At 70.5% G+C, this 11623-nt stretch carries 11 protein-coding genes; 8 read left to right on the top strand and 3 right to left on the bottom strand.

What is annotated here, in order from left to right; all coding sequences use genetic code 11:
• Positions 1–34: 34 nt before the first annotated feature.
• Positions 35–691 carry a potassium channel family protein gene (locus ACGFX9_RS07345; RefSeq protein ID WP_393466211.1) on the bottom strand — a complete coding sequence of 219 codons (657 nt, stop codon included), beginning with the start codon at positions 689–691 and terminating at the stop codon, positions 35–37.
• A 67-nt stretch (positions 692–758) separates the two neighbouring features.
• Between ACGFX9_RS07345 and ACGFX9_RS07340 the strand changes: the two genes are divergently transcribed.
• Positions 759–1322 carry an HIT family protein gene (locus tag ACGFX9_RS07340; protein WP_393466208.1) on the top strand — a complete coding sequence of 188 codons (564 nt, stop codon included), beginning with the start codon at positions 759–761 and terminating at the stop codon, positions 1320–1322.
• A 6-nt stretch (positions 1323–1328) separates the two neighbouring features.
• Here the strand turns inward: ACGFX9_RS07340 and ACGFX9_RS07335 are convergent, their stop codons facing one another.
• On the bottom strand, positions 1329–2996 hold the full coding sequence (locus ACGFX9_RS07335; RefSeq protein WP_393466204.1) for a hypothetical protein: 1668 nt from the start codon (positions 2994–2996) through the stop codon (positions 1329–1331).
• 121 nt (positions 2997–3117) lie between these two features.
• Positions 3118–5325 carry an elongation factor G-like protein EF-G2 gene (locus ACGFX9_RS07330; protein ID WP_393466201.1) on the bottom strand — a complete coding sequence of 736 codons (2208 nt, stop codon included), beginning with the start codon at positions 5323–5325 and terminating at the stop codon, positions 3118–3120.
• A gap of 260 nt (positions 5326–5585) precedes the next feature.
• Between ACGFX9_RS07330 and pgsA the strand changes: the two genes are divergently transcribed.
• The 7 genes from pgsA (at position 5586) to ACGFX9_RS07295 (ending at position 11535) form a co-directional block, all read left to right on the top strand.
• Positions 5586–6272, top strand: a complete 687-nt coding sequence (gene pgsA, locus ACGFX9_RS07325) for a phosphatidylinositol phosphate synthase (protein WP_393466198.1) — start codon at positions 5586–5588, stop codon at positions 6270–6272.
• Complete coding sequence (locus ACGFX9_RS07320; protein ID WP_393466195.1) at positions 6269–7207, top strand: phosphatidylinositol mannoside acyltransferase; 939 nt, start codon at positions 6269–6271, stop codon at positions 7205–7207. The genes pgsA and ACGFX9_RS07320 overlap by 4 nt, the downstream gene beginning before the upstream one ends.
• Complete coding sequence (locus tag ACGFX9_RS07315; RefSeq protein WP_393466192.1) at positions 7204–8364, top strand: glycosyltransferase family 4 protein; 1161 nt, start codon at positions 7204–7206, stop codon at positions 8362–8364. The genes ACGFX9_RS07320 and ACGFX9_RS07315 overlap by 4 nt, the downstream gene beginning before the upstream one ends.
• 104 nt (positions 8365–8468) lie before the next feature.
• Positions 8469–9014: a hypothetical protein gene (locus ACGFX9_RS07310; protein ID WP_393466189.1), complete on the top strand. Its 546-nt coding sequence runs from the start codon at positions 8469–8471 to the stop codon at positions 9012–9014.
• Positions 9015–9173: 159 nt separating this feature from the next.
• Positions 9174–10088: a pyridoxal 5'-phosphate synthase lyase subunit PdxS gene (gene pdxS / locus ACGFX9_RS07305; RefSeq protein WP_393466186.1), complete on the top strand. Its 915-nt coding sequence runs from the start codon at positions 9174–9176 to the stop codon at positions 10086–10088.
• A gap of 10 nt (positions 10089–10098) precedes the next feature.
• On the top strand, positions 10099–10707 hold the full coding sequence (pdxT, locus tag ACGFX9_RS07300) for a pyridoxal 5'-phosphate synthase glutaminase subunit PdxT (protein WP_393466184.1): 609 nt from the start codon (positions 10099–10101) through the stop codon (positions 10705–10707).
• 75 nt (positions 10708–10782) lie between these two features.
• Positions 10783–11535 carry a YebC/PmpR family DNA-binding transcriptional regulator gene (locus ACGFX9_RS07295; RefSeq protein ID WP_393466181.1) on the top strand — a complete coding sequence of 251 codons (753 nt, stop codon included), beginning with the start codon at positions 10783–10785 and terminating at the stop codon, positions 11533–11535.
• Positions 11536–11623 lie beyond the last annotated feature (88 nt).

The following is an 11623-nucleotide window of genomic DNA, read 5'->3' as shown; positions in this document are numbered from 1 at the left end:
CCCCGCCGATGCGAGGATCAGGCCCCCGGGACGTTCAGCGTCCCGGGGGCCTCTCGTCGTCCTCCCGTGCGAACACCTGGAGGAGCCATGACGAGAAGGACCCCGTGACCGCGCCGAGCAGGGCGAGACCGCAGGCCATCAGACCCACCGCGACCAGGCGCCCCATCGCCGTCACGGGCGTGACGTCGCCGTAGCCCACCGTCGCGAGCGTGGCCGACGTCCACCACACCGCGTCCCCGAACGTGCGGATCGTGGCGCCCCGCGCCGCGTGCTCATGCTGGTAGACGGCGAGCGCCCCGGCGAAGCCGAGGAGCAGCGCCGACAGACCGGCGTACGTGACCACGCGCGCGTGCAGGGCCAGGCGCGGCTTTCCGCGCCTGTGCTGGACGGCGCCATAGATGTGCACGATGCGCAGCGGCCGCAGCAGGGGCAGGACGAGGACCAGGGTGTCCAGCCAGTGGGTGCGTACGAAGCGCGGGCCCTGCCCGCTGAGCCGCCAGCGCACCGCGTAGTCCACGGCGAACACCGCCCAGGCCGCGAAGATCACCGCGAGGCAGGCGGTGCGCCCCGCCGGGGGCAGTCCGGAGGCCAGGACCCGCACCGCGTACGCGGCCAGGAAGAGCATCGAGGCCACGGCCAGCGGCGCCTGCGTGCGGTTCTCCCAGCGGGCCTGACGGCTGTCATCGGTCATCGGCCCAGCTTCCCCGCGGAGCGCCCGGCGGCTGCCCCGCCGACACGCTTCGAACGGGCGAAGTCATATGCTGCACAGCATGACGAGTGAGCCGGAGCAGCAGATCGGAGTGGGGACGCAGGACGCGTTCCAGCGCCTGTGGACGCCCCACCGGATGGCGTACATCCAGGGCGAGAACAAGCCGAGCGGTCCGGGGGCCGACGACGGCTGTCCCTTCTGCTCCATCCCGGCCAAATCCGACGAGGACGGCCTGGTCATCGCCCGGGGCGAGCAGGTGTACGCGGTGCTCAACCTCTACCCGTACAACGGCGGCCACTTGATGGTCGTGCCCTACCGCCACGTCGCCGACTACACGGAGCTGACCGGCCCGGAGACGGCCGAGCTCGGCGAGCTCACCAAGCAGGCCATGACGGCGCTGCGCACCGCGTCCGGCGCGCACGGCTTCAACATCGGCATGAACCAGGGCACGGTCGCGGGCGCAGGCATCGCCGCGCATCTGCACCAGCACGTCGTGCCCCGCTGGGGCGGCGACACGAACTTCATGCCGGTCGTCGGGCACACGAAGATCCTGCCGCAGCTCCTCGCGGACACCCGCACGATGCTGGCCGACGCCTGGCCCACCGCGCTCTGACGCCGCTCACGCGTCGTACACGTCCGCCTTCCTCGGCATCGGGTCCTGGACCGCGCCGCTGAGGAAGCCGGAGCGCGTACCGAACTTCTCCGTGTCGACGCCGTTCTCCTCAAGGACCCTGATGGCCGCCGAGTGCACCACGCGGAGCACCGGCGTGGCCGCGCGCAGCGCGTCGTCGGCCATGAAACGATGCCGCCACGGCTTGTCCGCCCAGGCGTGCCGCAGGCCGAAGGGCTCGGGCAGGACCAGCTTGCCGCCGAGGTAGTCCAGGAGCGGCGGATACCACGTGAAGGGCGCGCGCACCGCGAGGCGCACGACCTCGTCGGCGTCGACCAGCGGCAGCTTGCGCTCCATGGTCTCCCAGAACTTGATGGGCTTGGCGACCTTCTTCACCTTGGGGTCGGGCTTGCTGGTGAACAGGGAGTGGACCGGGCCGAGCGCGTGGCCGGTCACCTCGATGCGCAGCGTCTCGTGCAGGACCGTCACCGTGATCAGCATCGTGATGACCAATTGGCCGTCCCAGAGCGTGAACTGGACGCCCAGATAGTGCCGGTCGCCGCTGCCGAACTGCTGCTCGTTGCAGATCCGCTGTATCTCGTGCCCCCGGACCTGGAACGCCTCGACGTCCGTGCCGCTGGGGCGGGCGACCGCCTTCGCGTTCTCCCCGATGGGGGAGACGATCCAGTGCTTTATCGACGGGGTCGGGAAGCCACCCGTGTGCAGCGGGCCACGCTCGAGGAGGCGCAGCTGGTCGTGGACCGCCCGGATGATGTCCCAGCTGCGGAACGGATGGATCTCCGTGCCTTCCTTGGCGGAGACCAGCTCCTCGGCGAGCTGCCAGCTGCCCCAGCGCGTGCCCATGCCCAGTATTCCCTTGGGCCCCGCGTAGAAGACCGAGTTGCTCTGCTGCTCGGCCGAGAGACGGGCAAGGCCCTGGCGCAGCCGCTCGGCGGCCGTCTCGCCCGGGCTGCCGGGCACCGCCTCGGGGATCTTGGCGCCGATGCCGCCGCCGGAGAGCAGGCTCGACCAGCGCTCGCGCAGGTTCCACGCGGTGCGCTCGGCGATCTGCTTGGCCCAGAACCAGCCCGCCACGGGGACCACGACCGCCGCGCGTATGTACCAGCCGAGGAGGCCGCCGATCGGCAGCTTGATCAGGAAGAGCACGGCGAGCACACCCAGGGCGACCAGGACGGCCGTGGCGATCGCGCTCGCGCGCTTGTCGTCGCGCTTCACCACCGCCTGCTTGACCGTGAAGATCAGCAGCCAGACCAGGAGCCCGGGCAGGAAGAGCACCCCGCACACCACCATCACGAGGGTGAGCCAGCGGTCGCGGTCCTTGCGGATGTTGTTCGCCGCGAGGCAGTGCTCGACGATCGACTGCGGTTCCATGCCGAAGGACTGGATGAGCGGCTTGCGGGCGCCGCCGAGCATCCGCACCTGCACGGCCCGCGCGAACGCCTCGCCCAGATTCGGCGCGAAGAGCGAGAACAGGCCGTCCTGCACCTCGGACTTGTGCCATTCGGTGTTGGCATCGAGGATCTTCGCGGCCTGGTCGTCCCGGTACGCGGCCGACGCGAGGGCGTGCGTCGCCGCTGTCTGGCCGGCGGCTCCCGACAGCGGGACCTGGGCCCCGGGCCTGAAGTCGAATACGTCGTCCGCCACTGCCGCCCCCATCGCCGCAAATCCGTCGCTGCTGCGGCTCTTCCCGACTTCCGTACCTGGCACACCTGTTGATCAGGTCATCAGCGTATCGGGACGCACCGACTTCCGGCAGGGGGCGGCCGGCCACCGTCAACTAGGAGACGTCCTGCGCCTGTTCACGGATCCTCTCGGAGAGCTGGGGCGGCATGGGTTCGTGGCGTGCGTAGGTGCGGCTGAAACGGGCGGTGCCCTGCGAGAGTGACCTCAGGTCCACGGCGTAGCGCCCGATCTCGATCTCGGGGACCTCGGCCCGTACGAGGGTGCGCCCGCCCGGCGCCTGCTCGGTGCCGACCACCCGGCCCCTGCGCCCCGAGAAGTCGCTCATCACCGCGCCCACGTGGTCGTCGCCGACCAGCACCCGCACCTCGGCGACGGGCTCCAGGAGGTGGATCCTGGCGTCGGCCGCGGCTTCCCGCAGGGCGAGCGCGCCCGCCGTCTGGAACGCGGCGTCGGAGGAGTCCACCGAGTGCGCCTTGCCGTCGAGCAGCGTGATGCGTACGTCGATGAGGGGGTAACCGGCGGCCACGCCTCGCCTGGCCTGCGCGCGCACGCCTTTCTCGACGGACGGGATGAACTGCCGGGGCACGGCGCCGCCCACGACCTTGTCCACGAACTCGATGCCGCTGCCGCCCGGCAGTGGCTCGACCTCGATCTCGCAGATCGCGTACTGCCCGTGTCCGCCGGACTGCTTCACATGACGGCCGCGGCCCCCGGACCTGCCCGCGAACGTCTCCCGAAGGGAGACCTTGTGGGCCACCACGTCGACCTGCACGCCGTAGCGGCTGCGCAGCCGCTCCAGGGCCACGTCGGCATGGGCCTCGCCCAGGCACCACAGGACCACCTGGTGGGTGTCCTGGTTCTGCTCGAGGCGCATCGTCGGGTCCTCGGCGACCAGCCGGGAAAGACCCATGGAGAGCTTGTCCTCGTCCGCCTTGCTGTGCGCCTGGATGGCGAGCGGCAGCAGCGGGTCGGGCATGTCCCAGGGCTCCATGAGGAACGGGTCGTCCTTGGCCGAAAGGGTGTCGCCGGTCTCGGCGCGGTTCAGCTTGGCCACGCAGGCAAGATCGCCCGCGACACAGCTGGTGAGCGTGCGCTGCTGCTTGCCGAAGGGGGAGGAGAGCGCTCCGACGCGCTCGTCGACGTCGTGGTCCGCATGGCCGCGGTCGGCCAGACCGTGCCCCGAGACGTGCACGGTCTCGTCGGGGCGCAGGGTGCCGGAGAAGACGCGTACGAGGGAGACGCGCCCTACGTAGGGGTCGGAAGCGGTCTTCACCACCTCGGCGACCAGTGGCCCTTCGGGATCACAGGTGAGCGCGGGCCGCGCCTTGCCGCCCGGTGTGGTGACAGCCGGCGCCGGGTGCTCAAGGGGAGTGGGGAAACCGCCCGTGATCAGTTCCAGGAGCTCGACCGTGCCGATGCCCTGCCGGGCCCCCTCGGCCGCTGGAGCCGCCGCGAGGACGGGGTAGAAGACGCCGCGCGCCACGGCCCGTTCCAGGTCGCCCACGAGGGTCTTGAAGTCGACGTCCTCGCCGCCGAGATAGCGGTCCATGAGGGACTCGTCCTCACTCTCGGCGATGATCCCCTCGATCAGTTTGTTGCGCGCCTCCTCGATGAGGGGCAGCTGGTCATCGCCCGGCTCCGACTCCTTGCGCTCGCCGGACGCGTAGTCGAAGACCCGCTGCGAGAGCAGCCCGATCAGGCCGGTCACCGGAGCGTGTCCGTCCGGCCCCTGAGCGCCGTGCAGCGGCAGATACAGCGGCAGTACGGCGTCCGGGTCGTCGGCCCCGAAGGCCTCGGCGCACCTGCGCGTCATCCCGGTGAAGTCGGCGCGGGCCGCCTCCAGATGGGTCACCACGATGGCCCGCGGCATGCCGACCGCCGCGCACTCCTCCCACACCATGCGGGTCGCCCCGGTGATGCCTTCGGTGCCCTCGGCCGCCGATACGACGAAAAGGGCCGCGTCCGCCGCGCGCAGACCGGCCCTCAACTCGCCGACGAAATCGGCGTACCCGGGGGTGTCCAGGAGATTGATCTTGAAGCCGTCCCACTCGACGGGGACCAGGGACAGCTGTACGGAACGTCGTTGCCGGTGCTCTATGTCGTCGTAGTCGGAGACGGCCGTGCCGTCCTCCACGCGGCCCGCCCGGTTCACCGCCCCCGCGGTCAGCGCGAGGGCCTCCACGAGGGTCGTCTTGCCCGATCCGCTGTGGCCGACCAGCACCACATTCCGTACGGACGCGGGGTGGTCGGCCGTCGCTGCCCTGCCGGCGGCTCCGGGGTGTGCGTTCGCCTTGTCGCCCATTGCCTTGGCCTCCCGGTCACGTACCTGGTGAGGAGGCAGAGCCCCCTCGGGGATGCTGGCTGCTCGCGGACACGCGGGGCCGCGTGCGGGTCGGCTCCCGGCGACGCCCGCGGTGCTTTCGAGCTTTCCACTCGGGTCACTGTGCGTCCATACGTCGTACGCGATCGTGAGGGGGCGAGCCGGTCCGTCAAGGGCGTGACTACGATGGGCCAGCCGGTGGCCAACAGGGCCGCGCGGCTCACCAACCCCTCGGGAAGGCCATGCTGAACAAGTACGCGCGTGCTTTCTTCACGCGTGTTCTCACGCCGTTCGCCGCGTTTCTCATCCGCCGCGGGGTCAGCCCCGACGCGGTCACCTTCATCGGCACCGCCGGTGTGGTGGCGGGTGCGCTGGTCTTCTTCCCGCGTGGCGAGTTCTTCTGGGGCACGATCGTGATCACGCTCTTCGTGTTCTCCGATCTCGTCGACGGGAACATGGCACGCCAGCTGGGCCGCTCGAGCCGCTGGGGCGCCTTCCTGGACTCGACGCTCGACCGCGTCGCCGACAGCGCGATCTTCGGAGGCCTCGCCCTCTGGTACGCGGGCTCAGGCGACGACAACGTCCTGTGCGCCGTCTCCATCTTCTGCCTGTCCAGCGGCCAGGTGGTCTCGTACACGAAGGCGCGCGGCGAGGCGATCGGCCTGCCCGTAGCGGTCAACGGCCTGGTCGAGCGCGCCGAGCGCCTGGTGATCACGCTGGTCGCCGCCGGCCTCGCGGGGCTCCACAAGTTCGGGGTCCCCGGCATCGACGTACTGCTGCCGATCGCCCTGTGGGCCGTCGCCGTCGGCAGCTTCGTCACACTCGTCCAGCGCGTCGTCACCGTACGCAAGGAGTCCGAGGAGGCAGACGCGGCGGACGCGGCGGCCGGCCCGGACGCCCGGGCACAGGGCAGTGAGGCCACGTCGTGAAGGACCGACTGACCGACGCCCTCTACGGAGCCGGCTGGAGCACCGTCAAGAAGCTCCCCGAGCCCGTGGCGGTGCGGCTGGGCCAGACCATCGCCGACGCCGTGTGGAAGCGCCGCGGCAAGGGCGTCCTGCGCCTTGAGGCGAACTACGCGCGCGTGGTGCCCGACGCGAGCCCGGAGCGCCTGGCCGCGCTCTCCAGGGCGGGCATGCGCTCCTACCTGCGCTACTGGATGGAGTCGTTCCGGCTGCCGTCCTGGAGCCGGGAGCGCATCAAGGAAGGCTTCGACGTCAAGGACGCCCACCACCTCACCGACGCTCTCGCCGCCGGCAAGGGCGTCATCGTCGCGCTTCCGCACCTGGGCAACTGGGACCTGGCGGGCGCGTGGGTCACCACGAAGCTCGAGACGCCGTTCACGACGGTCGCCGAGCGGCTCAAGCCCGAGACGCTGTACGACCGTTTCGTGGCCTACCGCGAGAGCCTCGGCATGGAGGTCCTGCCGCACACCGGGGGCTCCGCCTTCGGCACGCTGGCGCGGCGGCTGCGCGCGGGCGGCCTGATCTGCCTGGTCGCGGACCGGGACCTGTCGGCGTCCGGCGTCGAGGTGAAGTTCTTCGGGGACACCGCGCGGATGCCCGCAGGACCCGCGATGCTCGCCCAGCAGACCGGCGCGGCGCTGCTGCCGGTGACGCTCTGGTACGACGACTCACCGGTCATGAAGGGCCGCATCCACCCACCCGTCGACGTCCCCGAGACAGGTACCCGCACCGAGAAGACGTCTGTCATGACGCAGGCGCTGGCAGACGCCTTCGCCACGGGTATCGCCGACCATCCGGAGGACTGGCACATGCTGCAGCGTTTGTGGCTCGCTGATCTCGATCCGTCGAAGGAACCCGCCGACGGCCGTGAGGGTCCGGCCGAGGGGACCGCGCCGTGAGGATCGGCATCGTCTGCCCCTACTCGTGGGACGTGCCGGGCGGCGTCCAGTTCCACATCCGCGATCTGGCCGAGCACCTGATCCGCCTCGGGCACGAGGTGTCCGTACTGGCCCCGGCGGACGACGAGACTCCCCTTCCGCCGTACGTCGTGTCGGCGGGCCGCGCCGTCCCGGTGCCGTACAACGGCTCGGTGGCCCGGCTCAACTTCGGGTTCCTCTCGGCCGCGCGGGTGCGGCGCTGGCTGCACGACGGCACGTTCGACGTCATCCACATCCACGAGCCGACCTCGCCCTCGCTCGGACTGCTCGCGTGCTGGGCGGCGCAGGGCCCGATCGTCGCCACGTTCCACACGTCCAACCCGCGCTCCCGGGCGATGATCGCGGCGTATCCGATCCTGCAGCCCGCCCTGGAGAAGATCAGCGCGCGCATCGCGGTGAGCGAGTACGCGCGCCGCACGCTCGTCGAACACCTGGGCGGCGACGCGGTCACCATCCCGAACGGCGTGGACGTCGACTTCTTCGCCAAGGTCGAGCCCAAGGCGGAGTGGCAGGGAGGCACGATCGGCTTCATCGGCCGCATCGACGAGCCGCGCAAGGGCCTGCCGGTGCTGATGAAGGCGCTGCCGAAGATCCTCGCGGAGCGCCCGGAGACCCGGCTGCTCGTCGCGGGACGCGGCGACGAGGAAGAGGCCGTCGCCTCGCTGCCCGCCGAGATGCGCGAGCGCGTGGAGTTCCTCGGCATGGTCAGCGACGAGGACAAGGCGCGGCTGCTGCGCAGTGTCGACGTGTACGTGGCGCCCAACACCGGCGGTGAGAGCTTCGGGATCATCCTGGTCGAGGCGATGTCGGCGGGGGCGCCCGTCCTCGCCAGCGATCTGGACGCCTTCGCACAGGTCCTCGACCAGGGCGCCGCGGGCGACCTGTTCACGAACGAGGACGCGGACTCGCTGGCCGCGGCGGCCCTGCGGCTTCTCGGCGACCCTGAGCGCCGCGAGGAGTTGCGCGAGCGCGGCAGCAAGCACGTGCGGCGCTTCGACTGGTCGACGGTGGGCGCGGACATCCTCTCCGTGTACGAGACGGTGACGGACGGCGCCGCCGCGGTGGCCGCCGATGAACGCTCGGGGCTGCGGGCGCGGTTCGGGCTCGCGAGGGACTGACCCCTCGCCGGGCACCGGCCCTGGGAGCCCGGCGGTAGTCCCCGGCACCGGCCCTGGGAGCCCGGCGGTGAAGCGGGGCGGTCGCCTGGACTAGCCTCGGGCCGGTGACCTCGACACTGATCTGGATCGCGGTAGCCCTCTTCGCGATCGGCCTCTACCTGAGCTGGACCGCGGGCAGGCTCGACCGGCTGCACGCCCGCATCGACGCGGCCCGTGCCGCCCTCGACGCCCAGCTCCTTCGCCGCGCCTCGGTCGCCCAGGAGCTGGCCACCTCGGGGGTGCTCGACCCCGCGGCGTCCATCGTGCTCTACGAAGCGGCGCACGCCGCCCGGCAGGCCGAGGAGGAGCACAGAGAAGTCGCCGAGAGCGAGCTCAGCCAGGCGCTGCGGGCGATCTTCGGCGAGGTCCAGCAGGTCGAGGTGGTGCGCGAGGCCCCCGGCGGCGACGAGGCGGCGACCGAGCTGGCCGCTGCCGTACGCAGGGTGCCGATGGCCCGGCGTTTCCACAACGACGCCGTACGCGCGGCCCGTGCCCTGCGCAGGCACCGATCGGTCCGCTGGTTCCGCCTCGCGGGCCACGCACCCTTCCCCATGGCCTTCGAGATGGACGACGAGCCGCCGGTCGCGCTGGCCGACCGCGCGACCACATAGAGCCACCGCCCGGCCGCTGACCAGGGGCAACCGGGACGCTGACCAGGGGCGGCCGGGAAAAATGAGCCACCGGTCACCCATTGGCCCTTGCTGTGGACTGGTCGTCGGGAGTTTCCTCGTAGACGCAGGAACCCGTCTTCAGCGAGCGAGGTCAACTCCGTGTCCAGCACCCCTTCCAGCAGCAACCAGTCGCCCGAGACCGGCACCGCGCGCGTCAAGCGCGGCATGGCCGAGCAGCTCAAGGGCGGCGTCATCATGGACGTGGTCAACGCCGAGCAGGCGAAGATCGCGGAGGACGCGGGCGCCGTGGCCGTCATGGCCCTGGAGCGGGTCCCGGCCGACATCCGCAAGGACGGCGGCGTGGCCCGGATGTCCGACCCGAACATGATCGAAGAGATCATCGAGGCCGTCTCCATCCCCGTCATGGCCAAGTCCCGCATCGGCCACTTCGTCGAGGCCCAGGTGCTCCAGTCCCTCGGCGTCGACTACATCGACGAGTCCGAGGTCCTCACCCCGGCCGACGAGGTCAACCACAGCGACAAGTTCGCCTTCACCACGCCGTTCGTCTGTGGCGCCACCAACCTGGGCGAGGCCCTGCGCCGCATCGCCGAGGGCGCGGCCATGATCCGCTCCAAGGGCGAGGCCGGCACCGGCAACGTCGTCGAGGCCGTGCGCCACCTGCGCCAGATCAAGAACGAGATCGCCAAGCTGCGCGGCTTCGACAACAACGAGCTGTACGCCGCCGCCAAGGACCTGCGCGCCCCCTATGAGCTGGTCAAGGAGGTCTCCGAGCTCGGCAAGCTGCCGGTGGTCCTCTTCTCGGCCGGTGGCGTCGCCACCCCCGCGGACGCCGCCCTGATGCGTCAGCTCGGTGCCGAGGGCGTCTTCGTCGGCTCCGGCATCTTCAAGTCGGGCGACCCGGCCGCACGCGCCGCCGCCATCGTGAAGGCCACCACCTTCTACGACGACCCCAAGATCATCGCGGACGCGTCCCGCAACCTCGGCGAGGCCATGGTCGGCATCAACTGCGACACCCTCCCCGAGGCCGAGCGCTACGCCAACCGCGGCTGGTAGGCACCCACAGATGAATGACACCCCTGTAGTCGGCGTCCTGGCACTCCAGGGCGACGTACGGGAGCACTTGATCGCCCTGGCCTCGGCGGACGCCGTGGCCAGGCCGGTCAGGCGTCCCGAAGAGCTGGCCGAGGTGGACGGCCTGGTCATCCCGGGCGGTGAGTCCACCACCATCTCCAAACTGGCCGCCCTCTTCGGCCTGTTGGAGCCCCTACGCGCGCGCGTGCGCGCCGGTATGCCGGTCTACGGCACCTGCGCGGGCATGATCATGCTCGCCGACAAGATCCTGGATCCGCGCTCGGAGCAGGAGACCTTCGGCGGCATCGACATGATCGTCCGGCGTAACGCCTTCGGGCGCCAGAACGAATCCTTCGAGGCGGCCGTCGATATCGACGGCATCGAAGGGGCTCCGGTGGAGGGCGTCTTCATCCGCGCCCCCTGGGTCGAGTCGGTCGGCGCACGCGTCGAGGTGCTCGCCGAACACGAGGGACACATCGTCGCCGTGCGCCAGGGCAACGCACTTGCCACGTCGTTCCATCCCGAGCTGACGGGCGACCATCGCGTGCACGAACTTTTCGTCGGGATGGTGCGGGGGAACGCGACGGCGGGATCCTTGTAGGATCTCCGGGAGCCTTCCGGGCCTTAAGGTCGGGGAGAGTTCGTTCTGGTTGGGTAACGCGAAGGAGACAGGCAGATGTCCGGCCACTCTAAATGGGCTACGACGAAGCACAAGAAGGCCGTGATTGACGCCAAGCGCGGCAAGCTCTTCGCGAAGATGATCAAGAATATCGAGGTCGCCGCCCGCACGGGCGGCGCCGATATCTCGGGTAACCCGACCCTCTTCGACGCCATCCAGAAGGCCAAGAAGAGCTCGGTCCCGAACAAGAACATCGACTCCGCGGTCAAGCGCGGTGCCGGTCTCGAAGCCGGTGGCGCCGACTACGAGACGATCATGTACGAGGGCTACGGGCCGAACGGCGTCGCGGTGCTCATCGAGTGCCTCACCGACAACCGCAACCGCGCCGCCTCGGACGTACGCGTCGCCATGACCCGCAACGGCGGCTCCATGGCGGACCCGGGCTCCGTGTCGTACCTCTTCAACCGCAAGGGCGTCGTGATCGTCCCCAAGGCCGAGCTGTCCGAGGACGACGTCCTCGGTGCCGTCCTGGACGCGGGCGCCGAAGAGGTCAACGACCTCGGCGAGTCCTTCGAGGTGCTCTCCGAGGCCACCGACATGGTCGCGGTCCGCACCGCGCTCCAGGACGCCGGCATCGAGTACGACTCGGCCGACGCCAACTTCGTCCCGACCATGCAGGTCGAGCTGGACGAGGACGGCGCACGGAAGATCTTCAAGCTGATCGACGCGCTGGAGGACAGCGACGACGTGCAGAACGTCTTCGCCAACTTCGACGTGAGCGACGAGGTCATGGAGAAGGTCGACGCGTAGCGCTGCCGCGAGCTGAGCAGTCTCGGCGGGCCGGGTGGGACACACGTCCACCGGCCCGCCGCTGTTGTCGGTGGCAGCGGATAGCCTG

The sequence above is a fragment of the Streptomyces sp. NPDC048436 genome, from assembly GCF_043200355.1.
Classification (GTDB): Bacteria; Actinomycetota; Actinomycetes; order Streptomycetales; family Streptomycetaceae; genus Streptomyces.
This window is presented reverse-complemented; position numbering and strand designations above follow the sequence as displayed.